General features: G+C 72.0%; 21 protein-coding genes. 9 read left to right on the top strand and 12 right to left on the bottom strand.

Going from position 1 to position 24,721, the window contains the following annotated elements:
- The first annotated feature begins 130 nt into the window (after positions 1-130).
- The gene (locus EV378_RS09870; protein ID WP_132422953.1) at positions 131-1,177 is read left to right on the top strand and encodes a 2,5-dihydroxypyridine 5,6-dioxygenase NicX family protein; all 1,047 of its coding nucleotides are present in this window, start codon (positions 131-133) and stop codon (positions 1,175-1,177) included.
- Positions 1,174-1,923, top strand: a complete 750-nt coding sequence (locus tag EV378_RS09865) for a maleate cis-trans isomerase family protein (RefSeq protein WP_132422950.1) — start codon at positions 1,174-1,176, stop codon at positions 1,921-1,923. The genes EV378_RS09870 and EV378_RS09865 overlap by 4 nt, the downstream gene beginning before the upstream one ends.
- Before the next feature lie 197 nt (positions 1,924-2,120).
- Here EV378_RS09865 and EV378_RS09860 read toward each other — a convergent pair whose 3' ends face one another.
- From EV378_RS09860 to EV378_RS09825, 8 genes are all read right to left on the bottom strand, one after another.
- The gene (locus tag EV378_RS09860; RefSeq protein WP_132422947.1) at positions 2,121-2,972 is read right to left on the bottom strand and encodes an alpha/beta fold hydrolase; all 852 of its coding nucleotides are present in this window, start codon (positions 2,970-2,972) and stop codon (positions 2,121-2,123) included.
- Entirely contained in the window at positions 2,969-3,607 is a 639-nt protein-coding gene (locus EV378_RS09855) for an isochorismatase family protein (RefSeq protein WP_132422944.1), read from the bottom strand. The genes EV378_RS09860 and EV378_RS09855 overlap by 4 nt, the downstream gene beginning before the upstream one ends.
- On the bottom strand, positions 3,604-4,128 hold the full coding sequence (locus EV378_RS09850; protein ID WP_132427671.1) for a (2Fe-2S)-binding protein: 525 nt from the start codon (positions 4,126-4,128) through the stop codon (positions 3,604-3,606). Before EV378_RS09850 ends, EV378_RS09855 begins: the two co-directional genes overlap by 4 nt.
- Entirely contained in the window at positions 4,128-6,482 is a 2,355-nt protein-coding gene (locus EV378_RS09845) for a xanthine dehydrogenase family protein molybdopterin-binding subunit (RefSeq protein WP_132422941.1), read from the bottom strand. The genes EV378_RS09850 and EV378_RS09845 overlap by 1 nt, the downstream gene beginning before the upstream one ends.
- Complete coding sequence (locus EV378_RS09840; protein ID WP_132422938.1) at positions 6,475-7,263, bottom strand: FAD binding domain-containing protein; 789 nt, start codon at positions 7,261-7,263, stop codon at positions 6,475-6,477. The genes EV378_RS09845 and EV378_RS09840 overlap by 8 nt, the downstream gene beginning before the upstream one ends.
- A complete protein-coding gene (locus EV378_RS09835; RefSeq protein ID WP_132422935.1) occupies positions 7,260-8,669 on the bottom strand; it encodes an MFS transporter in 1,410 nt (469 codons plus the stop codon). Before EV378_RS09835 ends, EV378_RS09840 begins: the two co-directional genes overlap by 4 nt.
- A 27-nt stretch (positions 8,670-8,696) precedes the next feature.
- Positions 8,697-9,965 (bottom strand): FAD-dependent monooxygenase, encoded by a 1,269-nt coding sequence (locus EV378_RS09830; RefSeq protein WP_132422932.1) that lies wholly within the window; start codon positions 9,963-9,965, stop codon positions 8,697-8,699.
- A 163-nt stretch (positions 9,966-10,128) separates the two neighbouring features.
- Complete coding sequence (locus EV378_RS09825; RefSeq protein WP_132422929.1) at positions 10,129-10,629, bottom strand: MarR family winged helix-turn-helix transcriptional regulator; 501 nt, start codon at positions 10,627-10,629, stop codon at positions 10,129-10,131.
- A 249-nt stretch (positions 10,630-10,878) separates the two neighbouring features.
- Between EV378_RS09825 and EV378_RS09820 the strand changes: the two genes are divergently transcribed.
- On the top strand, positions 10,879-11,463 hold the full coding sequence (locus EV378_RS09820) for a hypothetical protein (protein ID WP_132422926.1): 585 nt from the start codon (positions 10,879-10,881) through the stop codon (positions 11,461-11,463).
- 9 nt (positions 11,464-11,472) lie between these two features.
- Positions 11,473-12,267 (top strand): hypothetical protein, encoded by a 795-nt coding sequence (locus tag EV378_RS09815; RefSeq protein ID WP_132422923.1) that lies wholly within the window; start codon positions 11,473-11,475, stop codon positions 12,265-12,267.
- 137 nt (positions 12,268-12,404) lie between these two features.
- Here EV378_RS09815 and boxB read toward each other — a convergent pair whose 3' ends face one another.
- The 4 genes from boxB to EV378_RS09795 all read right to left on the bottom strand — a co-directional run bounded on the left by boxB (position 12,405) and on the right by EV378_RS09795 (position 17,668).
- Entirely contained in the window at positions 12,405-13,817 is a 1,413-nt protein-coding gene (boxB, locus tag EV378_RS09810; RefSeq protein ID WP_132422920.1) for a benzoyl-CoA 2,3-epoxidase subunit BoxB, read from the bottom strand.
- Between the two features lie 3 nt (positions 13,818-13,820).
- Positions 13,821-15,521 (bottom strand): 2,3-epoxybenzoyl-CoA dihydrolase, encoded by a 1,701-nt coding sequence (gene boxC, locus EV378_RS09805; protein WP_132422917.1) that lies wholly within the window; start codon positions 15,519-15,521, stop codon positions 13,821-13,823.
- Positions 15,522-15,635: 114 nt separating this feature from the next.
- Positions 15,636-16,055, bottom strand: a complete 420-nt coding sequence (locus EV378_RS09800; protein ID WP_132422914.1) for a GNAT family N-acetyltransferase — start codon at positions 16,053-16,055, stop codon at positions 15,636-15,638.
- 23 nt (positions 16,056-16,078) lie between these two features.
- A complete protein-coding gene (locus EV378_RS09795; RefSeq protein ID WP_132422911.1) occupies positions 16,079-17,668 on the bottom strand; it encodes a benzoate-CoA ligase family protein in 1,590 nt (529 codons plus the stop codon).
- 188 nt (positions 17,669-17,856) lie between these two features.
- Between EV378_RS09795 and EV378_RS36240 the strand changes: the two genes are divergently transcribed.
- The 5 genes from EV378_RS36240 (at position 17,857) to EV378_RS09770 (ending at position 24,634) form a co-directional block, all read left to right on the top strand.
- Positions 17,857-19,743 carry an AAA family ATPase gene (locus EV378_RS36240; RefSeq protein WP_132422908.1) on the top strand — a complete coding sequence of 629 codons (1,887 nt, stop codon included), beginning with the start codon at positions 17,857-17,859 and terminating at the stop codon, positions 19,741-19,743.
- A gap of 25 nt (positions 19,744-19,768) precedes the next feature.
- The gene (locus EV378_RS09785) at positions 19,769-20,590 is read left to right on the top strand and encodes a PIG-L family deacetylase (protein WP_132422905.1); all 822 of its coding nucleotides are present in this window, start codon (positions 19,769-19,771) and stop codon (positions 20,588-20,590) included.
- Positions 20,591-20,877: 287 nt separating this feature from the next.
- A complete protein-coding gene (ctaD, locus tag EV378_RS09780; protein WP_132422902.1) occupies positions 20,878-22,632 on the top strand; it encodes an aa3-type cytochrome oxidase subunit I in 1,755 nt (584 codons plus the stop codon).
- A gap of 8 nt (positions 22,633-22,640) precedes the next feature.
- Positions 22,641-23,894, top strand: coding sequence for a phosphoserine phosphatase SerB (serB, locus tag EV378_RS09775; protein WP_207908626.1), 1,254 nt, complete (start codon positions 22,641-22,643; stop codon positions 23,892-23,894).
- A complete protein-coding gene (locus EV378_RS09770) occupies positions 23,891-24,634 on the top strand; it encodes an aminoacyl-tRNA hydrolase (RefSeq protein WP_132422899.1) in 744 nt (247 codons plus the stop codon). Before serB ends, EV378_RS09770 begins: the two co-directional genes overlap by 4 nt.
- The last annotated feature ends 87 nt before the right edge of the window (positions 24,635-24,721 follow it).

Below are 24,721 nucleotides of genomic sequence, written 5' to 3'. Positions count from 1 at the left end.
TGACGGCGCGTGGGGAGGCTGCGACGGCGCGGCGGGAGATCGTGACGGTTCTGTTTCCTCGTCGCTCAGGTCTTGCGTCCCCGGATAGTACGTGCTCGGATTAATAATCCGAGACACGGAGGTGGTCGCGATGGACCAGAACCTGTTCAACGACATCTGCCTGCAGCAGCTGACGCTGTCCGGCGTGCACGAGGGCGAGACCGTCGTCGTGCTGACCCGCGGCGCCGAGCGGACCGAGTACGCCGACGCGTTCCTCTGGGCGATCCAGAAGCTCGGGGCGACCGGCTACCACATGCGGCTGCCGTCCCCGGCGAGCGCGAGCGGAGCCTGGGCGGTCGGCGACTCCGGGCTCGGGAACATCCCGCTCGCCGTCGAGGCGCTGAAGGCCGCGGACATGGTCGTCGACTGCACGTTCCTGCTGTTCAGCCCCGAGCAGTTCGCGATCCAGGACGCCGGGACCCGCATCCTCACCGCCGTCGAGCCGCCGGAGCTGCTCGCCCGGCTGATGCCGACGACCGAGCTGCGCGAGCGCGTCGAGACCGGTGCGGAGCTGCTGGCCAAGGCGTCCTCGATGCGGATCACCAGCCCGCACGGCACGGACGTGACCTACCAGCTCGGCATGTACCCGACGATGAGCGAGTACGGCTACACCGACACCCCCGGTCGGTGGGACCACTGGCCGGCCGCGTTCGTGTTCACCGGCGGCTCCGACGACGGCGTCGACGGGACGATCGTCCTCGCGCCGGGCGACGTGCTCCTGCCGTTCAACACCTACGTCCAGACCCCGGTGGAGATCACCATCGAACAGGGCTTCATCCGGGACATCCGCGGCGGCGCCGGATCCTCCGGCCTGGACGCCGACCTGTTGCGCTCCTACATCGAGAGCTTCGACGACCCGCGCGGCTACGGCATGAGCCACGTCGGCTGGGGTCTCGACGAGCGCGCGCACTGGCACGGCCTGACCCAGTTCGGCGGCGGGATGGGCATGGAGCTGCGCAGCTTCTACGGCAACGTGATGTTCTCGATCGGCCCGAACAACGAGCTCGGCGGCCCGAACGACACCGCATGCCACTTCGACATCCCGATGCGCGGCAACTCGCTCTACCTCGACGACGAGCTGATCGTCGACGCCGGCGCGCTGACCGTGCCCGAGATGAAGCCGGTGTCGCGCCGATGACGCGTGACCATCATGTGGGGATGATCGTCCCGAGCTCGAACCTCACGATGGAGACCGAGCTCCCGCGGATGCTGCGCGCCCGCGAGGAGGTGATCCCGGAGGACCGGTTCGTCTTCCACGCGGCACGCGCCCGGATGCAGCACGTGACCCCCGAGCAGCTGCGGGCGATGAACGCCCAGGCGCAGCGGGCGGCGACGGAGCTCGCCGACGCGCGCCCGGACGTCGTCGCCACCGCCTGCCTGGTCGCGATCATGGCCCAGGGGCCCGGATTCCACTGCACGGCCGAGGACGACATCACCGCGGCGCTGCGGGCCGAGGGCGCGCAGGCGCCGGTCGTGTCCAGCGCCGGGGCGCTGCTGTCCGGCATCGCCGCGCTCGGCGCGCGGCGGGTCGCGATCATCACGCCGTACATGGAGCCGCTGACGAAGGCCGTCGTGGACTACCTCGAGGACGCGGGCGTCGAGGTCGTCGACTCGCTCTCGCTGCAGGTGCCGGACAACCTCGCCGTCGCCCGTCTGGACCCGGCCGACCTGCGCGAGCACCACCGGAAGCTGGACCTCGGAGGTGCCGACGCGCTCGTGCTGAGCGCGTGCGTGCAGATGCCGTCGCTGCCGAGCATCCAGCCCGTCCAGGACGAGATCGGGATCCCGGTGCTGTCCGCGGCCACCGCCACGACCCACCGGCTCCTCACCGAGCTGGGCCTGGAGCCGCGCGTCCCCGGCGCCGGGGCGCTCCTGGCGGGCTGACCCGCACGCGTGTCGTTCGCAGCGATCGAGTGGTGGGTTGTGGCGGGCGCGACCGCCACAACCCACCACTCGATCCGCGACCCCCGGTCGGGTGGCAGGTTGCGGTGGACGGGTGGGAGGAGCGCCACCGCGCCGACGCCGTGACGAGCGTCGTTCGTACCGCGATCGGTACGGACGCCGGACCCGTCGCGGGTCGGTCAGCGGACCAGGGGCTCCAGGGCGTCGCGCAGCAGAGCCATGGCGACCGCCGGGTTGTCCCAGAACACCATGTGTCCGGCGTCCGGGACCGCGACGACGTCGGCGCGCGGGTTCCTGCCGGCGACCTCCGCCGCGCCGTCGGCCGTGACGACGGGGGAGTCCGCGCCGTACAGGACGGTCACCGGGGCCGGGACCGACGGCCACGCCGTGAAGAAGTCCTCGCTCTCGAACCCGGCGTGGGTGGCGCGGATTGCGGCCTCGTCGCACGACGACAGCCACCGCGCCCGCAGCTCCTGCTCGGCTCGCGGCCAGCGCGGCCACGCCTTCGCGACCTCGTCGGCGTCGGTGCCGCGCTGCGCCTCGTGCAGCTGGCCGAGGAACGCCTCCAGCGTCGTCGGGTAGGGACCGCGACCCGGTCCGGACAGCGGGGGGTCGACGAGGAGGGCCCCGCGCAGCGGACGGTAGGTCGCGGCGACCGAGGCGATCCGCGCGCCCATCGAGTGTCCGAACAGGACCGTCTCGCCGCCGAGCCCGAACCCGTCCAGGACGGAGAGCACGTCGTCGGCGTAGTCGTCAAGCGTCCAGGAGTCGCCGGAGTCGGACAGGCCCCGCCCACGGACGTCGAGCACGATCGGACGGCACAGATCGGTCAGCTCGCGCGCGACGAAGGCAAGAGTGACCGCAGGGCTGGTGATGCCGGGGAGTACGAGCACCGGCCTGCCGTCGCCGCCGTAGTCGAGCGCGTGCAGGCGCACGTCGCCGTTGCGGACCCAGCGGGACGTCGCCGGGACGTCGGCGAGATCGGCCAGCGCGTCCTGGCGGACCTGGCGGGCTGTGAGCGTTGTGGTCACGCGAGCTCCTTGAGGTAGCCGACGGCGTCGTCGAGGGAGAGCACGTCGCCGTACTTGGCGTCGATGTCGAACAGGGTGGCCTCGTGCGGACCCGCGGCCCGGTCGCCGACGCACTCGCGCGGTACGAGCACGCCGAAACCGGACTGGACGGCGTCGACCGCGGTGGCCCGGACACACCCGCTTGTGGTGGCGCCGCAGACCAGGACGGTGTCCACACCGGACGCACGCAGCAGGCTGGCCAGCCCGGTGTCGAAGAACGCCGACGCGCCCTTCTTCGTGATCGTGTGGTCGTCGGCGCGGACGTCGAGCCGGGCGTCGAACGCGGCCGCGTCCGAGCCGACCATGAGCCCGCGCATGCCGGGCACCTTCACCAGCCACGGCAGCGTGTCGCGCTCGGCGGGCGTGAACGCGATCGTCGTCCACGCGACCGGCGCCCCGAGCGGGCGCGCGGCCTCGACCAGCGACGACGTCGCCGCGACGACGGCGGACAGGTCGCTGCCGGTCGGGTACGACGGGTCGGTGAACCCGGCCGTCAGGTCCACGACGACGACGGCGGGCCGGGGACCGCGCCGGGTGGCCGCCCCGAACCCGGCGGCGGCGTAGGTGGCGTCGGTCTCGGCTCCGTGCAGGCTCATGCGGTGCTCCCGTCCTGTGTCGACAGCAGCGCGCTCTGCAGCGCCGCGCGGCGCCGCGACGCGCAGTCGTCGATCGCGTCGGTGATGGTCTGGTAGCCGGTGCAGCGGCAGAGGTTCGACGAGACGACCTCGCGGATGTCCTCCCGCGTCGCGTCCGGCTCGTCGGCGAGATAGCCCTCGGCGAGCATGAGGAACCCGGGCGTGCAGAACCCGCACTGCAGGCCGTGGTGGTCGGCGAACGCCCGCTGCAGGTCGGACAGCTCGTCGCCGGGACCGGACAGCGACTCCACGGTGCGGATCGCCGAGTTCTCCACCTGCGCGGCGAACAACAGGCACGCCCTGGCCGGTGCGCCGTCGACCAGGACCGTGCACGCCCCGCAGATCCCGTGCTCGCACCCGACGTGCGTGCCGGTGAGCCCGAGGTCGTGGCGCAGCACGTCGGCCAGCGTGCGACGTGGCGGGATCACGAGCTCGTGGCGCTCGCCGTTCACGGTCAGCTCGACGAGCTGGATGTCGGTCATCATGGGGTGGCCTCCTGAAGCGCGGTGAAGATCGCGGCCCGGGGGATCGGGGTGGAGTCGAGCTCGATCCCGGTGTGGCGCAACGCGTCGTTGACGGCGTTGAGCACGGCGGCCGGGGCGCCAATGGTGCCGCCCTCACCCGCTCCCTTGGCTCCGTCGGCGGTGAACGCGCACGGCGTCTCGAGGTGCTCGATCCGCACGTCCGGGATCTCGGACGCGGTCGGGACCTTGTACTCCATGAAGCTCGGCGCCAGCGGTTGCCCGACCTCGTCGTAGGTGACCTGCTCGAACAGCGCGCCGGCGATGCCCTGCGCGATGCCGCCGCGGGCCTGGCCCTCCACCACCCGCGGGTGGATCGCGACGCCGCAGTCCTCGACGCAGACGTAGCGCAGGATCTCGACGCCGCCGGTGCCGGGGTCCAGCGCGACGACGCAGCCGTGGGTGGCGTTGGAGAACGTGCCGTCGCCGCCGACGTCGAAGCTCGCGGTCGCGGTGAGACCCGGACCGACGTCCTTGGGCAGCAGGTGCGCCCGCAGGTAGGCGACGTCGGCCAGCTCCGCGTACGGGTACGTCCGCTCGCCCGCGCGGACGCCGCCCCGCCCGTCGAGCTCACAGGAGTCGACGTCCACACCGGACAGATGGGCGGCCAGCGCGCGGAGCTGGTCGCCGAGCTTCACCGCGGCGGCGGAGGCGGCCGACCCGCCGATCGTCACCGACCGGGACGCGAACGAGCCCCAGCCGTAGGTGATCCGGTCGGTGTCGCCCTGGACGATCTTGACCTTGTCGTACGGGATCCCGAGCCGGTCCGCGACGATCTGGGCGAACGTCGTCTCGTGGCTCTGCCCGTGCGAGAGCGTCCCGGTGGTGACCGAGACGGTGCCGTCGAGGTCCATCGTGATCTGGGAGAGATCGAACCCGGGGACGACCTGCATCTTCCGCTGGGCGAACGCGCCGGAGCCGTAGCCGGTGCGCTCGGAGAAGCAGGAATAGCCGATCCCGAGCACCCGGCCGTCGTCGAGGGCGTGACCGAGCCAGCCCTCGTCGCGCAGCACCCGCTCGCAGAGGTCCAGCGACTCGAGGTACGAGCCGGGGTCGTAGGTGACGTTGTTGATCCCCCGGTAGGGGAACTCGGTGATCAGGTTGCGGCGCCGGACGTCGAGCGCGTCGAGCCCCAGCTCGCGCGCGGCGCGTTCCATCAGCCGTTCCATCACCATCACGTACTGGGGGCGCGAGACACCGCGGTAGGGCGCTGTCGGGGCCTTGTTCGTGGTGACGGCGCGGCCCCGCACCCGGTAGGCGGGGACCCGGTAGACGCCCGGCATCTCGGCCGAGGCCATCAGCGGCTCGATCCCGGCCGTGAACGGGTAGCAGGAGTAGGCGCCCATGTCGCAGACGATGTCGGCGTCCAGCGCCAGGATCGCGCCGTCGGCGTCGAACGCGGCGCGCGCGACGTAGTGCTGCTCGCGGGCCAGGAAGCTCGCGGTCAGTGCCTCGCGCCGGTCCTCGATCCACTTCACCGGCCTGCGCAGCAGGCGGGCCGCGGCGGCCGCGGCGATCTCCTCGCGCCCGACGACGCACTTCTGCCCGAACCCGCCGCCCATGTCCGGCACGGTGACCCGGACCTGCTTCTCGTCCAGCCCTGCGCACCGGGCCAGCACCGTGCGGACCTGGTGCGGCACCTGGGTGCAGGTGCGGACGAGCAGCTGCTCGTCGCGGTCGTCCCAGTCGGCGACGACGCCGCGGGTCTCCAGCGGCAGCGCGTTCTGCCGTCCGGTGCGCGCCTCGACCGTGATGACGGTGTGCGCCGTGGCGAACACGTCGTCGATGCCTTCGGTGGCGAACAGGCTGACGTCGACGAGCACGTTGCCCGGCGCCTCGTCGTGCACCGGCGGGCCGGCGGCGGCCAGCGCCGCGGCCTCGGTGACGACCGGGTCGAGCGGCTCGTAGTCGACGACGGCGGCCTCGACACCGTCCTCGGCCGCGTACGGGTCGCGGGCCAGCACGACGGCCAGCGGCTCGCCGACGTAGCGCACCTTGTCCAGGGCCAGCACCGGCATCGACGTCGGCGTGAACTCCTCGGCCGGGCGGTCCAGCAGCGCGGTGATGTCGGTGAGGTCCAGGTCGGCCGCGTCGAACGCGGCGACCACCCCCGGCACCTCCCGCACCTCGCTCAGGTCCACACCGGACACGAGGGCGTGCGCCTCGGTGCTGCGGACGAACGCGGCGTGCAGCATCCGGGGCAGCTCGATGTCGTCGACGAACCGGCCGCGCCCGGTGAGCAGCCGCGGGTCCTCGCGGCGCGGGACGTCGGCGCCCACCCACGTGCCGTCGGGCCGGAGTCCGGGGTCACGCACGGCAGGCCGCCTCCTCCCGGGCGCGGGCGACGAGCGTGCTGACCAGGCCGCGCCGGTAGGCCGCCGGCACGCCGGGCTCGTCGCGGAGCTCCAGCGCGTCGGCGACCTCGTCCGGGCTGCCCGCGCCGCGCACCAGCAGCGGCACCGGCGCGACGCCGCCGAGCACGACGTCGCCGGTGTCCAGGTCCACCCCGGCCGCGACGACCGCGAAGTCGCCGCGCCGGTCGGCGTACTCGGCGACCGCCGCCCGCGGGGCAGGCCGGCCGAACGCGACCTCGACGATCACCTCGTCCGGGTCCAGCGCCGTCGTGAACGGGCCGTGGAAGAACTCCCGCGCGGCGATCTCCCGCCGCCCGCCGGGGCCGTCGACGATCACGAGGGCGTCCAGCAGCACCGCGAGCAGGCACCATTCCGCGGTGGCGTCGGCGTGCGCCAGCGAACCGCCGACCGTGCCGCGGGTGCGGATCGGCAGGTGCCCGACCCAGCGCATCGTCGCGGACAGCACGGCGAAACCGGGGCCGAGGTCGGCCTTCTCGACGGCCCGGTGGGTGGCGAGCGCCCCGATCCGCAGCGTCGGGCCCTCGAGCTGGATCCCGTCCAGGCCGGGCACGTGCGTGAGATCGACCAGGTGACCCGGCCGGGCCATCCGGTAGTTCATCATCGCGACCAGGCTCTGCCCGCCTGCCAGCAGCTTCGGCTCGCCGTCGGCGAGCTCGGCCAGCAGGTCGACCGCGTCGCGCACCGACGACGCCCGGTGGTAGGTGAACGGGGCGGGCTTCACGCCTTCTCCACCACCGGGGCGTCCGACGTGGTGTCCACCCGCTGCTCGGTCCCGGTGATCCGGTCCAGCTCCCGGCCGCGGGTCTCCGGCGCGCCGACGGCCATGAACACGACGGCGGCGACGACGAGCAGGCCCATCAGCGTGAACGTCAGCGGCAGGCCCAGCACCGGCCACAGCAGGCTGCCGAAGATCAGCGGGACGAAGCCGGTGACCGCCCGGCTGGACGACGACGCCCAGCCGAACCCGGACGCCCGCAGCTCGGTCGGGTAGAGCTCGGAGACGTAGGCGTACATCACCGGGATGACGACCAGCGCGAAGAAGCCGAACACCGCGATCATCACGATGGCCGCCGTCGACGACCCCATGACCAGGGAGAACACGATCAGCGACAGCGCGGCCGCCGGGGCGGCCACGCCGATCACCCACTTGCGGCCGAGGCGCTCGACCAGCAGCACCGAGGTGATCACGCCGAGGATGCCGACACCGTTCATCACGGTGGTGGAGCCGAACGCTGCGACCTCGCCCATGCCCTGGGCGCGCAGGATCGACGGCATCCAGGACAGCGCCGCGTAGTAGACGACCATGACCGTGACGAACAGGGCCCAGGCGACGCCGGTGATCCGCGGGGAGAACGCCCACACCATCCGGAGCTGCTCGACCAGCGCGGCCAGACCGCGCCGGCGCGACGTCGTCGGCTCCGGTGCGGCGGCGCTGATCGCGTAGGGCTCCGGGGTCGCGCCGGTGCGGCGGACCATGTCGTCGATGACCTGACGGGCCTCGGTCTCGCGGCCGGTGCGGGCCAGGTAGAGCGGGGACTCCGGGACGCCCCGGCGGATCCAGAACAGCAGGACCGCGGGCAGCACCATCAGGACGAGCATCCATCGCCAGTTGCCGTCGACGGGCACGAGCAGCGTCGCCGACAGCCCGGCGAGCGTGGTGCCGACCGGCCACCAGCCGTCCATCGCGGACAGGACCCTGCCCCGCTGCCTGCGCGGGGAGAACTCGCTGACGATCGCGTAGTCCACCGGGATGCAGCCGCCGAGCCCGACGCCGGCCAGGAAGCGCAGCACCAGGAAGATCTCCCAGTTCGGCGACAGCGCACCGAGCACCGAGAACAGGGCGAAGATCAGCAGCGTGACGCTGAACGCCTTCTTGCGGCCCATCCGGTCGGCGATCGTGCCGAACGCGATCGCACCGACCGCCATGCCGATCAGGTTGGCCGTCGCGACCAGGCCGCGCTGGCCGGTGGACAGCCCGAACTCGGTGCCCAGCAACGGCGTGAGGAAGCCGTTGAGGGCGACGTCCCAGGCGTCGAACATGTAGCCGAGGCCGCCGATGATGAAGATCTTCCCCTGGACGTTCCACCGCCAGGGCAGGTCCTGGACGACCTGGTCGCCGGTACGCATGTCGGTACTCCTCGGGTGGTGGGGGGGCTAGCGGGCGAACTGGTAGGTGATGGCCTCGTTGTCCGGATCGTGCAGCGGGGATCCGCGCCAGAGCCAGTCGTACGAGACGTCCGACTCGCCGTCGAAGCGGCGCAGCTTCTCGTCGCGCGCACGCTGCTCGGGCCCGTCGGGCAGGTGGTAGAAGCTCATGTTCCGCAGCGACGCGTCCTGCACCATGCCGGCGTGCTTCGCGCGGCGGTGCACGTAGCGCGACAGCGCACCGTCCACACCGGATGGTCCGGCCGCGCCGAGCTCCTCGGCGAGCACGGCGGCGTCCTCCATCGCCTGCGACGCGCCCTGCGCCTGGTAGGGGAGCATCGCGTGGCAGGCGTCACCGAGCAGCGCGACCCGGCCGTCGACCCACACCGGGTCGCGGCGCCTGCGGTAGAGCGCGAACGCCGTGACGTCGTCCTTGGCCTTGGACAGCATGGCCGGGACGCGGTCGTCCCAGTCGCCGAACGCCTCGACCATCTCCTCGGCCGACGCCGGGGCCGTCCAGTCCCGCTCCGCCTCCGGCGAGCACGGGACGATCGCGACCACGTTCAGGAACTCGCCCTGGCGGATCACGTAGTGCACCAGGTGCTTGTCCGGGCCGTACCAGATCGTGGAGTGATAGCGGTCGACGAGGAAGCGGGTCGCCGGGTCGTCGGCGATCAGGTCGCCGGGGATCAGTGCCCGGTAGGCCATCTCGCCGGAGAAGACCAGGGTGTCGTCGAACCCGGCGAGGTCGCGGACGGCCGAGCGGATCCCGTCCGCACCGACGAGCACGTCGCCCGCGACGCGGGCTCCGCGGGCCGTGACGGCGACCGGCCGGTCCGGGTTCGCGCGGTCGATACCGACGACGGCGGCGTCCGTGTGCACGTCCACGACCGGGCCGGGTCCGTCCGGGTCCAGGCAGGCGTCGAGCAGGATCCGGTGCAGGTCGGCGCGGTGGTAGTGCCAGTACGGGGCACCGTAGGAGTCGACGACGGACCGGCCGAGCGGGAGCTGGGCGATGACGCTGCCGTCGGCCCAGCGCCTGCGTACCTGGTCCTGCGGGGCGGTGTGGATCCGTTCCATCTGCGGGCGCAGTCCCAGCCCGATCAGCACGCGGCTGGCGTTCGGCGCGGTCTGGATGCCGGCACCGACCTCGCCGAGCTGCGGGGCGGCCTCCAGCACGGAGACCCGGAAGCCCTGCTGCCGCAGCGCGAGCGCGGCGGTGAGTCCGCCGAGACCTCCGCCCACGACCGTGATCTCCAGGGACTGGCTGGGTGCCACGACTACCTCCTCGCATCCGGGGCCCGCGATCCGTCGACGGTGTGACGCAGCCCGCACGAGAAGTAATCCGAGCACGTACTATCCGAATACGCAAGAGTTTGCGCGGAAAGAACCCCGACCGAAACGCGGTGTCACGTCCCGTTCACGCCGAACGGGACGTGGGTCACGCGGTGTCGCTCAGCGGGCCGCGGTCGGCGACCTTCTCCCAGTGCGCACCCAGCGTGTTGAGCAGGCCGGCGATCTCGCCGCGGCGCTCCTCGGGCAGGGCCTCCAGCAGCTCGCGGTCCAGCCGCCGGGTCCGGCGGGTGACCTCCTCGAGCGCCGCGATCCCGTCGTCGGTGAGGGAGAGGATCTTGCGACGGGCGTCCCGCGGCGACTCGGTGCGCCGGATCAGCCCGCGGCGCTCCATCCGGCGGCACACGTCGGCCATCGTCGAGGTGTCCAGCGCGACGGCGCCCGCGAGCGAGCTCTGGTCGGAGTCGGGGTAGGCGCGGATCGCGGAGAGCACGGCGAACTGCGGCCCGGTCGTCACGCCGTCGACGTGCCGGTTCCATGCCGCGAGATAGGCCTGGTACATCCGCCGCGCTCCGTAGCCGGGGGCGGCGACGAGGTCCGCAGGCGGAGTGGCGGTCGGCTGGCTCCGACGCGGCTGCGGCTCGCCCATGACCCCTCCGTACCCGATCAGGACCGGTTTCCTCGCTCCCCGGATCCGCGCCGATCATACGTGCCCGGATGGTCGTCGCGGCCGCTCGCCCCGCCGCGTCGCGAGAGTGCTCACCCAGCTCGCCCGAGCTCGCCGATCGGGCGCTCGCCGGGTCGCGCGGCGTGCTCACCGGGCGCCAGGCCCGAACGAACGGCACCCTCGAGCAGTGACATTGCTCGAGGGTGCCGTTCGTTCGGGGCGGGGCGGGCCGTGACCGGCGGCCTCACGCTCGTCGGCGACGTCCTGGTCCCGCTCGGCGCGATCCTGACGCTCGTGACCGGCGTCGGGACCGTGCACTGGCTCAAGGGCAAGCGACGGCTCGCGCTGATCGCCCCGCTGTCGATCGTGTCGGTGATCGGGATCATCGGTATCACCCGGGTCGCGAAACCGGACTCGCCGTGGGCCCGGTGGCGCTACGACGCGGACCGGATGGTGCAGGCCAACGCGCGGTTCGGTGGCTCGGTGGTGGCCGCCGAGCGGGGGCCGGGATCGACGGCGGGTTTCGCGACGGTCGTCGTCGGCGTCCTGGGCGGCGTCCCGCTGGGGACGGTGACGTCGCTGGCCGGCGGCGTCCTCATCGGACACGCGCTGCTCGCGTCGGCCGGTCGGCCGCTGTCGGGTCGCATCTGCCTCGGGCTCGCCGCGGTGCTGGCGGCCGTCGAGACGGTCCTGGTCGTCGCCGGCCTTCCCGACCCTGCGACGCTGCCCGGGGCGGCCGCGGCGCTGGTCGTGCTGGTCGGGGCCGTCGTGCTGCACGTCCACGCGGGACGCTCGACGGCACCCACGCCCAGGTGACCGGCCGACGTGAACGTCACGGTCGTCACGCATCGCCCGAACGACCGTGGTGTTCATCTCGACGGCGGAGGGGTCACGGTCCCGGCCCGCGCCTGTGGCACGGTGCAGGTCGTGAACGTCGCGTTGCTGACCTCCGTCGCGATCACGCTCGTGCTGGTGGTGATCTGGGCGTTCCCCTCGGCGGTGCTGCTCAAGCAGAAGTACGTGCTGTTCGTCGTCGGCCTGACGTTCGCCGCGGGCGGGGTGCTGACCCTCAACGGGGCGGGCGTCCTCTCGATGACCGCCATCGTCGTGGGCCTGATCGTATGGATCGTGGCCGCGGTCCGGCTCGCGCCGCCCGCGTCCCGGTGGGCCAAGCAGCTCTACGGCGAGACGAAGGCGACGACGGCGCGTGAGCGGCCCGCAGGCGCCACCACCCTGAAGTGGGAGCGACGGCACGGGCAGCGCACGCCGGTGGTCGCCCCGGCCCCGGCGCCACCCCGGCCGCTCGTCGTGGGTGCGGCGCTGACGGTGGTCGGGATGATCGTGGTCGGGACGATCGGCGGGGTGGCCGGTGGGGTCGCCCCCGGAGCGGCCCTCCCGGTGCTGTGGCTGGTGCGGGCCGGCTGGCGGCGCGGCCGGATGGTCGTGACCGTCCTGGCCGTGCTCGCCGTCGCCAACACGGTCTACAACCTCACCGGCGGTGGTGCGGCGCCGCTCCCGTTCTGGATCGCGTTCGCCGTCGGAGCGGTCCTGATCGTCGGTGGGCAGGTGCTCCACTACCGGAACCCGACCGCGACCTACCTGGCCGAGGCGACCCGCTGACCGTCGCCGCCGCCCCCTTGGCGCGAACGAACGGCACCTTCGGGCAATCACATTGCTCGAAGGTGCCGTTCGTTCGGGAACGGGTGGGATGGTGCCGGGTGCCGGACCGTGCCGGGTGCCGGGCAGGGGTCGGCGGGTCAGGCGAAGTGCACGTACTCGTACTCGAACGGCTTGCCGTTGATCCCGTTCGACGGCGGGGCGATCCAGCCGGCGATCTTGCCGGGCTCGTAGACCGGGCGCATCAGGCTCTGCACGAACGTGCGGTCGCCCTCGCTGGGCAGCCAGCTGTCGCGCTTGGCCTCCCACGTCTCGGAGGAGACGAGGTCGCCCTTCGGCGTGATGCTGTGTTCGCCGAACAGCCCGACGTTGCGGTTGAACCCGACGTGCGGGAGGTAGACCCGGTCGTCGAACCCGTTCTTCTCCAGGATCTTGTTCCAACGCTTGAGCCCGGACTGGCAGTCCTTCACGTACTCGTTGCGCAGGTCCAGGTTCAGGGCCAGCAGCGCGGGGACCTCGTCGGTGGTCACCGCGGAGTCCTTGACGAGCTCCATGTCGTACGCGTCCTCGGTGAGGACGTGGTCGTCGCGGCGGCGCTCCTCCTGCCAGCGGCCCTTGAGCCCGGCGGTGAAGTAGTTCGCCGCGTTCGTGGACTGCTCGGAGCCGAACAGGTCCAGGCTCACGGAGTAGTGGAAGTTGATGTACTTCTGGATCACGTCGAGCGGGACGCCGCCGTGCGGGGCGATGTCGGCCGTGTCGTGCTCGCGCATCAGCTCACATGTCCGCTGGACGACCCGGTCGATGCCCGTGGTGCCCACGAACATGTGGTGGGCCTCTTCCTTGAGCATGAACTCGCAGGTCCGGGACAGCGGGTCGAACGCGGACTCCTTGAGCGTGCCGAGCTGGTACTTCCCGTCGCGGTCGGTGAAGTAGGTGAACATGTAGAAGCTCAGCCAGTCCGGCGTCTCCTCGTTGAACGCGCCGAGGATGCGCGGGCTGTCCAGGTCGCCGGAGTTGCGGTGCAGCAGCGCCTCGGCCTCCTCGCGGCCGTTGCGGCCGAAGTAGGCGTGCAGCAGGTAGACCATCGCCCAGAGGTGACGGCCCTCCTCGACGTTGACCTGGAACAGGTTCCGCAGGTCGTAGAGGCTCGGCGCGGTCTCGCCGAGGCGGCGCTGCTGCTCGACCGACGCGGGCTCGGTGTCGCCCTGGATGACGATCAGGCGCTGCAGGTCGGCGCGGTGCTCACCGGGCACCTGCTGCCAGACCGGCTCGCCCTTGTTCTCGCCGAACGCGATCCGCCGGTCGTCGCCCCGCTCGGCGAGGAACACGCCCCAGCGGTACTCCTCCATCGCGACGTGGCCGAACTGCGCCCAGCCCTCCTTGCCCACGTCGACGGCGGTGCGCAGGTAGACGTCCTGGGTCGGCACGGCCGGGCCCATCGTCTTCCACCAGTTGATGAAGTTCGGCTGCCAGGACTCCAGCGCGCGCTGCAGCTTGCGGTCCCCGGCCAGGTCGACGTTGTTCGGGATCTTCTCGGAGTAGTCGATCGACATGTGTCACACCCGCTTGCGGTCGAAGTCGGCCCTGCGGCCCGTGCCGTACTTGCGCAGCGCCCCGTCCGGCCCGGAGGCGTTGGGGCGGATGAAGATCCAGTTCTGCCAGGCGGTGAGACGGGAGAAGATCCGCGACTCCATCGTCTCCGGCCCGACGAAGCGGTGGTTGGCCTCCATGCCGGTGAGCGCGTCCGGCGAGAGCGCCGCCCGCTCCTCCAGCATGATCCGGACCTCGTCCTCCCAGTCGATGTCGTCCGGGGCGTCGGTGACCAGGCCCAACGCCAAGGCCTCCTGTGCCTCGATCCGGCGGCCGGTCTCCTGCCGGAGCTTCGCGACGTGGTCGTCGTCCCCCCAGAACCGCGACCCCAGCCGGGACAGCCCGTTGGACATCGGGAAGACCCCGAAGTTCGACGGCGACAGCATGATCTGGGCCTCGTCGCCCTGCTCGTTGTCGTCCTCGTCGAGTGTGCCGTCCAACATGTACTGGCGGTCGCAGGCGAACGCCAGCTCCAGCAGCGCGCCGGCGAAGCAGGAGCCCGGCTCGATCAGCGCGATCAGGGAGCGCGACGTGACGTCGAGCCGCTTGAGCACGCGCTTGAAGTAGTGCTGGATCTCCGCGACCAGCCAGTCGTCGCCGGCGTGGTCCGCGATCACCCGCTCGAACGCGAGCGCGTCCTCCAGGTCTCCGCGCGTGCGGATCACCCACGTGCCGAGCTCCAGCTCGTTCGTGCGCAGCCGCAGGATCAGGTCGTCCAGCTCGCGGGTCATGGCCAGCGGCCAGAAGTCGGCCCCCAGCTCGTGCACCCGGTCCAGGGACTCCGGGACGCCGCCGGCCGGGCCGTCGATGGTGATCTCCACCAGGCCCTGGTCGCGGTCGAACGTCGCACGGACGTGGTTGTAGGAGATCCCGTCGGCATCCTCGCTGCGGTCCAGCGGCGGTAGGACGATTCCGGTCTCGTCCCCGGTGCGCGACGACGCCGCCACGGCGGCCGACGCGCGCTCGCGCACCGTCTCGTCCCAGCGGCGCTTCGGGATGACCTCGTCGACGAGCTTCCACTCGACGGCCTGCTTGCCGCCGAAGCCCTCCGAGCGCGTCGCGAACACGTCGGCGCGGTCCTTGCGGACCTTGCGCTTGTCGGTGACCCGGGTCAGGCCGCCGGTGCCCGGCAGCACCCCGAGCAGCGGGACCTCTGGCAGCGCGACCGTCGAGGAGTTGTCGTCGATCAGCAGGATCTGCTCGCAGGCCAGCGCCATCTCGTAGCCGCCGCCGGCGGCCGTGCCGTTCAGCGCGGCGATCCAGGTCTGGCCGGAGTTCGCGGTCGCGTCCTCGATGCCGTTGCGCGTCTCGTTGGTGAACTTGCAGAAGTTCACCTTCCAGCTGTGCGGGCTCTGCGCGAGCATCCGGATGTTCGCCCCGGCGCAGAAGTTGCGGTCCTTGCCGCTGGTCAGCACGACGGCCCGGACGTGCGGGTGCTCGAAGCGCAGCCGCTGGGTGAGGTCGTAGAGCTCGATGTCCACGCCGAGGTCGTAGCTGTTCATCTTCAGCTCGTAGCCGGGCACGATCCCGCCGTCCTCGTCGACGTCCAGGCGCACGTACGCGATGCCGGCGCGCGAGTCGATGTCCAGGGACCAGTGCCGGTACGACGACGGCTCCCGGTCGAAGCCGACCGTCGGCGTCTCCTGGGCGGTCTCGGTGTCGGTCATGGTGGGCACCGCCTCCTGCTGGGTGGGTATCAAAAGTCTACGACAAGCAGACGCAACGCGAAAGTTCTGTAGAGAGTCGGAGTGCACGTCGGCCCGGGTGGGGACGGCCCGGCGTCAGCCGACCTTCTTGCGCAGCTCCCCGACGTCGTTGCCCTCGAAGCCGTGTGCGGCCAGCCAGCCGGTGACCTGCTCGGGATCCGGGTGGCCGTCCGGGACGACGTTGTAGATGTAGTTCAGGCCGCGCCGCCCGGCCTCCTCCTCGAGACGGGCCACGACGAACCCGCCGACGCCCGTCCGCCGGTGTGCCGGGGACACGAGCACGAGGATCTCGGCGTCGCCCCAGGTGTCGTCGAGCCGCCCGTAGCCGACGACCTCGCCGCGGGAGTCCTCGACGCGCCACCACTCGTCGCCGAGCGCGTCGCCGTGCTCCGGGGAGCCGAGGCCGAACAGACCCGGGTCGAGCCCGGCCAGCACGTCGGCCTTGTCGTCGTCCCAGGATGCGGGGGTCTCGCGGACCCACTGCCAGTCACTCATGCGTTCCTCGTCCGGCCGCGTTCTCAGACCGCGGTCTCGGGGACCGCCGGTGTGGTCAGGGTGAGGGTGGCAGCCTGCTCGCGCAGCCGGAAGCGCTGGATCTTGCCGGTGGCGGTCTTCGGCAGCTCGTCGACCGCGATCACCGCGCGCGGCCGCTTGAACGCCGCGAGCCCGTCGCGGCAGAACGCGATCAGCTCGTCGGCGTCCGGGGCCTCGACGCCGTCGCGGGCGACGACGAACGCGACCGGCTTGTCCAGCCCGTCGGAGTCGGGCAGCCCGACGACGACGGCCTCGGCCAGCGACGGGTGCTCCAGCAGCCGGACCTCGACCTCGCTCGGGCTTACCCAGATCCCGCCGACCTTCAGGACGTCGTCGGCGCGGCCGAGGCAGGTGTAGGAGCCGTCCTCGCCGCGGACGTACTGGTCGCCGGTGCGCATCCACTCGCCGTGGAACACGAGACGGTTGACGTCGGTACGGCACCAGTAGCCGGTGCAGATCGAGTCGCCGGAGATGAACAGCATCCCGGACTCGCCCGCCCCGGTGATCACCGAACCGTCGGTGCGGCGCAGCTCCACCTGGTAGCCCGGTACCGGGAATCCGGAGCTGCCCGGCACGACCTCGCCCGGCCGGTTGGAGATGAAGATGTGCAGCGCCTCGGTGGAGCCGATGCCGTCGAGCACCTCGAAGCCGTAGCGGTCGCGCACGCCGTGGAACATCCGCGCCGGCAGCGCCTCGCCCGCGGACGCGCCGCGGCGGACGGTGGCGAACCGCTCCGGCGGCAGGTCGGCGGCGATCATCGGGCCCCAGAAGCTGGGCACGGCGAAGAACAGCGTCGCGCGATGCTGCTCGGCCAGGCGGGAGTACAGATCCGGGTTCGGACGGGACGGTTCCAGCACGGCGGACGCGCCGACCGAGAGCGGGAAGAACATCGAGTTGCCGATGCCGTAGGCGAAGAACAGCTTCGCGACGGACAGGCAGACGTCGTCGGGCTCGATGCCGAGCACCTGCGTGCCGTACGTCTCGGCCACGGAGCGGATGTCCGCGTGCCGGTGCATCGCGCCCTTCGGCTTGCCGGTGGTCCCGGACGTGTAGAGCCACAACGCCTGCGACTCGTCCCAGGTGCCGTACGGCGCGTCCACCGGCCCGTCGGAGGCGGCGAGCATCTCGTCCCAGGTCAGCGACCGGGCCGCGGTGTCCACACGCGACTGTCCGGTCAGGACGACGCTGTGCACGTCCGGTGCTCCGTCCACGGCGGTGGTCAGCGCCGCGGCGAACGGTTCGCCACCGATCACCACGCCGGCCCGCGAGTCGCGGACCAGCACCGACAGCTCGCGCCCGGTCAGCATCGTCGACGACGGCACGGCGACCGCGCCCAGCCAGATCGCGGCGAGGATCGCCGTGAACAGCTCCACGTCGTCCGGCATCACGAGCAGCACCCGCTGCTCCGGCCGCACCCCGAGCGAGCGCAGCGCGCCCGCGACGCGCCGGACCTCGTCGGTCAGCTCGGCGTAGGTCAGCCGGCCACCGGGGTGGTGCACGGCGACGCGGTCGCCGTCACCGGCGTCCACGCGACGGGCGGTCAGATACTCCGCGGCGTTGAAGAGATCGGCCATGGTGGTGGTGCTCCTGGTTCGGGTGGGTGAGCGACGCGCGCGGAGCGAACGGACGGGACCGGGCGGCGACGGGTGCGGAGCGAACAGGCGTAACTGTGATGCTACACACGATTCGCGCGGCGTCGAAGAACCGTCGACCGTTCCCGAAAGGGTCTCCGGTGTGATGACATGCGACCAGCATCACGGAGGTGACGGCGCTGTCAACGACAACTCAGACGCAGGCGAACCGGATCCCGATCGTCGGGCTCCGACGGGAGCGCGAGGTACTCACTGTCGCGCTCGCGACCGGGCGGCACGTGGTGCTGGAGGGCCCTCCCGGAACCGGCAAGTCCACGTTGCTGCACGAGATCGCCCGCGAGGCCGGGCAGCGGATGGTGTTCGTCGAGGGGAACGCGGAGCTGACCCCGGCGCGGCTGGTCGGCACGTTCGACCCGGCGCAGGTCCTCACCGACGGCTACCAGGCCGGGTCCTTCGTGGACGGTCCGCTGCTCCAGGCGATGCGCGGTGACGGTGCGGACGGGGGAGGAGGCCTCCTCTACCTCGAGGAGATGAACCGGATCCCCGAGGAGACGCTGAACGTCCTGATCACCGTCCTCACCGAGGGCGAGATCACGGTGCCGCGCCTGGGAACCGTCTCGGCGGGTCCTGGGTTCCGGCTGATCGCCGCGATGAACCCGTTCGACGCGATCGGCACGGCACGGGTCAGCCAGGCCATCGCCGACCGCATGTGCCGCATCGTGCTCGGCTACCAGGACGAGCACGCCGAGCAGACGATCACCGCCTCGGTGACGAAGGTCGAGGGGCGCGCCGTGATCCTGGCCGTCGCACTGGCGCGGGCCACCCGGGAACACCGGGACGTCCGGATGGGCTCGTCCGTACGCGGGGCGATCGACCTGGCGCACGTGCTCACCGGGCTGGCCCGGCTGCGCGGCGAGGACCCGTTCGGCCGGGAGACGGCGCGGGACGCGGCGCACGCGGCGCTGTCCGGACGGATCCGGATCGCCGACGGCGTGGAACGGACCCCGGAATCGGTGCTGGACGAGCTCCTGGACAAGCTGTGGCCCCCGGACGACCCCGCGGAGTCCGGCGAGGACACCGACCCGGGAAAAGCTGACGGCCCGCCGCCCTCCGGGGCGCCGGGCCAGCAGGGTGGCCGCTCCCGTCCGCAGCGGGGCGAGCGGACGCTGGGGCGCAACGAGCTGTCGTCGCGCCACGAGCAGTTCGACGACGTGTCGCCGGAGCTCGGCGAGCTCGACGTCGACGCGTTCGACCAGATGATGGCCGAGGACCCGGAAGCGGCGTCCGCGCTGCTGGCCGACCTCGCCGTCGCGACCGACGCCGAGCTGCGTGCGCAGGCCAAGCGGCTGGCCGGGCGCGTGTTCCTGCGGCTCGGACGGGTCGGGCCCGCCAAGGCGCGGGGTACCCGCAGGCTCGGCCCGCGCCGGGGCGGCGAGGGCGACCTCGACCTGGACCGCACGCTCGACACCTGGGAGCCGGGACGCTCGTCGCGACCCGGCGCCGAGGACGTCGTGACCCGGGACTGGACGGCGCACCGGCGGGCGATCTGCCTGCTCGTCGACATCTCCGGGTCGATGCAGGGGCTGGCGGTGGCGCTGGCGGCGGTGGCGGCGTCCGGCGTCGTGCTGGCGTCGTCGTCGGGCGCGACGAAGATGGAGCCGGGCGTTCTGGCGTTCGGCTCCGGAGTGAAGATCCTCCAGCGCCAGGGGAACGCCCGACCACCGGAGGCCCTCGTCGCCGAGCTGGTCGGTTTGCGCGGGCACGGCACGACGGACCTCGCCGCAGCCCTGCGCGAGGCGTCGAAGCAGCTGTCGGCGGCGCCCGCGCAGGAGCGGATGGTCGTGCTGCTGTCGGACTGCCTGCACACCGCGGGCGACGACCCGGCCACGGCGCTCGCCGGGATCGACCGCGTGCACGTGCTCCTTCCCCAGCCGGGCGAGCCGGACCCGGAGGCGCTGGCGGCGTCGGCCGCACTGGCCGCCCGGGGCGGTGGCCGGTGCCAGACGGTGTCGCGACTGGGGGAGGTCGGCCCGGCCCTGACCCGCATCCTGGGCTGATCGCCGTCTGGCTAGGCTCCGCGGCGTGGGGACCATCGTCAGCTTCCACGCCCATCCCGACGACGAGTCGATCGGCACCGCGGGCACGCTCGCCAAGGCCACGGCGGCCGGGCATCGCGTCGTGCTCGTGTTCGCCACCCGCGGTGAGCGGGGCGAGCCGCAACCCGGCGTGCTGGCCGACGGCGAGCAGCTCGCCGTGCGGCGCTCGCAGGAGTGCTACGAGTCGGCGGCCGTGCTCGGTGCCGCGCGCGTCGAGTTCCTGGGCTACGTCGACTCCGGGATGATGGGCGAGCCGACCAACGACGCGCCGTTCTGCTTCTGGCAGGCGCCGGTCGAGCACGCGGCGAAGCGGCTCGCGCTGATCCTCGACGAGGAGGAGGCCGACGTCCTCACGATCTACGACGACAACGGCGGCTACGGCCACCCCGACCACATCCAGGTGCACCGCGTCGGCAAGCGGGCGGGCGAGCTGGCCGCCGTCCCGGTCGTCGCGCAGGGCACGACGAACCGGGACTGGCTGATCCGCGGCATGAAGGGCATGCGGGAGAACCTCGGGCGGGCGGGCGGTGGCGCCGACTGGGAGCCGCCGGAGATCCCGGACGACGGCTCGTTCGGCAAGCCGGAGTCGGAGATCACACACCGGGTCGAGGCGGTCGAGTACGCCGAGACGAAGCGGGCGTCGATGAAGGTCCACCGCAGCCAGATGGGCCCGGACCACTTCATGCTCACGATGCCGGAGCCGGTGTTCGCGATGGGGCTCGGCACGGAGTTCTACATCGTCGACGAGCCGCCGAACCCGGCGTCCGCGCCGGACATCTGGTCGGAGCTGTTCGAGCCCCTGCGCTGAGCGGACGCGACCTCCGACCTCGCAGGGAATCCGCCGACGCCGCAGGCCCTGTCGGACCTGCGCGGCCCGATGACGCCCTGCGAGGTGGGCTCGCGACACCGTTCACCGACCCCGACCGGGGACCGGGTTGGTCGTTCTACCCCCGGTAGAGCACAATCGTCCCGCGGCCGGTGATCCCTCGCCCCGAGCGGGCGGCGACCGGTCCACGGAAGCTAGAGTCCACGTGCCCCGTGTGCGGGGACAGCTCAGGTCAGGCAAGTGCAGGAGGCACCAGTGGAGGTCTCGCGATGACATCCGTCGCGCCCAAGCCGATCACGTCGCGCCCGTATCCGGCGCGCCGGACCGGCAAGGGGTCCACGTTCCTCAAGATGCTCCACACGACGGACCCCAAGGACATCGCGATCCTGTACCTGGTCACGTCGTTCGGGTTCTTCCTGGCCGGCGGCGCGATGGCGCTGCTGATGCGCGCCGAGCTCGCCCGCCCGGAGCTGCAGTTCCTCTCCACCGAGCAGTTCAACCAGCTGTTCACCATGCACGGCACGATCATGCTGCTGCTGTACGCGACGCCGATCCTGTTCGGCTTCGCGAACTACATCGTGCCGCTGCAGATCGGCGCCCCGGACGTGGCGTTCCCGCGTCTGAACGCGTTCTCCTACTGGCTGTTCCTGTTCGGCGGCCTGACCGTGCTGTCCGGGTTCCTGACGCCCGGCGGTGCCGCCGACTTCGGCTGGTTCGCCTACACGCCGCTGTCCAGCGTGATCCACTCCCCGGGCCCCGGTGCCGACCTCTGGATCGTCGGCCTCGTCGTCTCGGGTCTCGGCACGATCCTCGGTGGCGTCAACTTCGTGACGACGATCGTCTGCATGCGCGCCCCCGGCATGACGATGTTCCGGATGCCGATCTTCACCTGGAACATCTTCATCACGGCGCTGCTGATCCTGATCGCGTTCCCGATCCTCACCGCAGGCCTGCTGGGCCTCGCCGCGGACCGCCACCTCGGCGCGCACGTGTTCGACCCGGCCAACGGCGGCGTGATCCTCTGGCAGCACCTGTTCTGGTTCTTCGGCCATCCCGAGGTCTACATCGTCGCGCTGCCGTTCTTCGGCATCGTGTCCGAGGTCTTCCCGGTGTTCTCCCGCAAGCCGGTGTTCGGTTACAAGGGCCTGATCTACGCGACGATCGCGATCGCCGCACTGTCGGTCGCGGTGTGGGCGCACCACATGTACGCCACCGGCGCCGTGCTGCTCGCGTTCTTCAGCTTCACCACGTTCCTGATCGCGATCCCGACCGGCGTCAAGTTCGTGAACTGGATCGGCACGCTCTGGCGCGGGAAGCTCACGTTCGAGACGCCGATGCTGTTCGCGGTCGGCTTCCTCGCGACGTTCCTGTTCGGTGGTCTGACCGGCATCCTGCTGGCGATGCCGCCGGTCGACTTCCACGTCTCGGACACGTACTTCGTGGTGGCGCACTTCCACTACGTGCTGTTCGGCACGATCGTGTTCGCCACGTACTCCGGCATCTACTTCTGGTTCCCGAAGATGACCGGCCGGATGATGGACGAGACGCTCGGCAAGTGGCACTTCTGGACCACGTTCGTCGGGTTCCACCTGACGTTCCTGGTGCAGCACTGGCTCGGTAACGAGGGCATGCCGCGCCGCTACCCGGACTACCAGGCGATGGACGGGTTCACGACGCTGAACACGATCTCCTCGATCGGTGCGTTCGTGCTCGGAGCGTCGACGCTGCCGTTCATCTACAACGTGTTCAAGAGCTACCGGTTCGGCCGTGTGGTCACCACGGACGACCCGTGGGGCTTCGGGAACTCGCTGGAGTGGGCGACGTCGTGCCCGCCGCCGCGGCACAACTTCACCGAGCTGCCCCGGATCCGCTCCGAGCGTCCGGCGTTCGACCTGCACTACCCGCACCTCGTGGAGCGGGCGCGTGCCGAGGGGCACGTCGGGCACAAGCCGGCGGTCGCCGAGGTCGTCACGCAGAGGGTCGGGCAGGAGAACCAGCCGGACGACGACCCGAAGTCGGTCTGATCGCGACGGTGAGCGAACCCGGCGAGGTCCGTCCCACCGTCCTGGTCACCGTCACGGGTCCTGACCGGCCCGGGGTCAGCTCGGTGCTGTTCACCGCGCTGACCGCACAGGGCGTCGACCTCCTCGATCTGGAGCAGGTCGTCGTCAACGGGCGGCTCACGCTCGGCGCGCTCGTCGTGCCGGACGGTGACCCGGACGAGCTGCAGGAGTCCGTCGGCGCGGCCATGGACTCGATCGACATGGCCGTGCACATGGAGACGCAGCCCGGCGGCCCGGTTGATGCGGCCCGGGTGTCGACGCACGCCGTCGTCGTGCTCGGCCGGCCGATCACGGCGCGCGCGTTCGGTGCGATCGCGGCCGAGCTCGCCGCCGTCGGGGCGAACATCGACGCGATCCGCCGGGTCGCCGACTATCCGGTCACCGGCTTGGAGCTGCTCGTCTCGCCGGTGCCGGGCGGGGACGCCGACGCCTACCCGCCGGGCACGCTGCGCAAGCGCCTGGTCGAGGTGGCGCGCAGCGCGGGTGTCGACGTCGCGGTGTCCCGCGCCGGTCTGTACCGCCGCAGCCGCAGGCTGATCGTGTTCGACGTGGACTCCACCCTGATCCGGGGCGAGGTCATCGAGATGCTCGCGGCCCGGGCGGGCGCGGGGGTCGAGGCACAGGTCCGCGCCGTCACCGACGAGGCGATGCGCGGCGAGCTGGACTTCGCCGAGTCGCTGAGACGGCGGGTCGCGGCGCTGGAGGGCCTCCCGGCGAGCGTCGTCGACGACGTCGCGGGCCTGATCGAGCTGACCCCCGGCGCGCGGACCACGATCCGCACGCTGAAGCGCCTCGGCTACCGCTGCGGCGTCGTGTCCGGAGGGTTCACGCAGGTCATCGCCGGTCTGGTGGACGAGCTGGGGCTTGACTTCGCCGCCGCGAACGACCTCGAGATCGTGGACGGCGTGCTCACCGGCCGGGTGACCGGGGAGATCGTCGACCGCGCCGGCAAGGCGAAGCAGCTGCGCCGGTTCGCCGAGAGCTACGAGATCCCGATCGAGCTGTGCGTGGCCGTCGGGGACGGCGCCAACGACATCGACATGCTCTCGACGGCAGGGCTCGGCATCGCGTTCAACGCGAAGCCCGCGCTGCGCGAGGTGGCCGACACCTCGGTGACCGTCCCCTACCTCGACGTCGTGCTGTTCGTGCTGGGCATCACGCGTGCCGAGGTGGAGAGCGCGGACGAGGCGGAGGGCGTGCTCCGGAGGGTCCCGCTCGCGTGAGCGGCCCGGACGAACCGGGGGTGCTCGAGGCACTCGCCGCGCGGTTCGCCGGCGGCCCGCCGCCGCAGATCCCTCCGGAGTCCGGCGGTGCGGATGCCGGCTCCGCAGGCTCCTCGGGTGTCGTGCGGGCCATGCCGGTGATCCTGCGGATCGAGCGCGACCCGCAGCCGTCGCGAACCGCTCTGCTGGAGGCCGCCGCCGAAGCGGCGGTCGCGGTCTGCCTGGACGAGCGCGCCGCACCGGGCGGCCCCTGGTACGACGACGTCCGCGCCTGGTCAGACGGCCGCATCCGCAAGATCGCCCGTCGGGCGCGCGGCGCGCACTGGCGGGCCGTGCAGGAGATCGACGGAGTGACGATCACGGTCGGGTCCGACCAGGTCAGGGCACTCCTTCCCGGCCCGGTGGACGACGTGGCCCGCGAGGTGTCCCGCCTGCAGATCGGGGGCACCGACCTCGGGCCCGACGACCCCGGACCGCCGGACCCGGACCGCTCGCTGATCGTGCTCACGCCGCACGCCGGGATGAGCCTGGGCAAGGCGGCCGCGCAGGTCGGGCACGCGTCGATGATCCTGGCCGCGGTGCGCGGGTGGACCGCGCCGCGGCCGTTCGCGGTGCGGTCCGCGACGCCGGAGCAGTGGGCCTCGCTGCTGGCCGACGTGGAGCGCGGCGATGCCGTCGCCGTCCGGGACGCCGGGTTCACCGAGGTCGACCCCGGCACGGTCACCTGCGTGGCGCGGTGAGCGTCCTCGTGCGGGCCGGGCTGATCGCGCCGGCGTTCGGGGCGCTGCTCGGGACGACCGGACGGCGTCGACGCTCGCCTACCGCGC

The organism is Pseudonocardia endophytica (assembly GCF_004339565.1).
Taxonomy (GTDB): domain Bacteria; phylum Actinomycetota; class Actinomycetes; order Mycobacteriales; family Pseudonocardiaceae; genus Pseudonocardia; species Pseudonocardia endophytica.
The sequence above is the reverse complement of the archived record's forward strand: the minus strand, read 5'-3'. Positions and strand labels throughout refer to the sequence as shown.

Excerpts from the sequence above, each read along its gene's own strand:
- EV378_RS09865 (WP_132422950.1), top strand. The coding sequence starts at position 1,174 with ATGACGCGTGACCATCATGTGGGGATGATCGTCCCGAGCTCGAACCTC.
- EV378_RS09835 (WP_132422935.1), bottom strand. The coding sequence starts at position 8,669 with ATGCGTACCGGCGACCAGGTCGTCCAGGACCTGCCCTGGCGGTGGAAC.
- EV378_RS09795 (WP_132422911.1), bottom strand. The coding sequence starts at position 17,668 with ATGGCCGATCTCTTCAACGCCGCGGAGTATCTGACCGCCCGTCGCGTG.
- EV378_RS09855 (WP_132422944.1), bottom strand. The coding sequence starts at position 3,607 with ATGAGCCTGCACGGAGCCGAGACCGACGCCACCTACGCCGCCGCCGGG.
- EV378_RS09850 (WP_132427671.1), bottom strand. The coding sequence starts at position 4,128 with ATGACCGACATCCAGCTCGTCGAGCTGACCGTGAACGGCGAGCGCCAC.
- boxB (WP_132422920.1), bottom strand. The coding sequence starts at position 13,817 with ATGTCGATCGACTACTCCGAGAAGATCCCGAACAACGTCGACCTGGCC.
- boxC (WP_132422917.1), bottom strand. The coding sequence starts at position 15,521 with ATGACCGACACCGAGACCGCCCAGGAGACGCCGACGGTCGGCTTCGAC.
- EV378_RS09800 (WP_132422914.1), bottom strand. The coding sequence starts at position 16,055 with ATGAGTGACTGGCAGTGGGTCCGCGAGACCCCCGCATCCTGGGACGAC.
- ctaD (WP_132422902.1), top strand. The coding sequence starts at position 20,878 with ATGACATCCGTCGCGCCCAAGCCGATCACGTCGCGCCCGTATCCGGCG.
- EV378_RS09825 (WP_132422929.1), bottom strand. The coding sequence starts at position 10,629 with ATGGGCGAGCCGCAGCCGCGTCGGAGCCAGCCGACCGCCACTCCGCCT.
- EV378_RS09870 (WP_132422953.1), top strand. The coding sequence starts at position 131 with ATGGACCAGAACCTGTTCAACGACATCTGCCTGCAGCAGCTGACGCTG.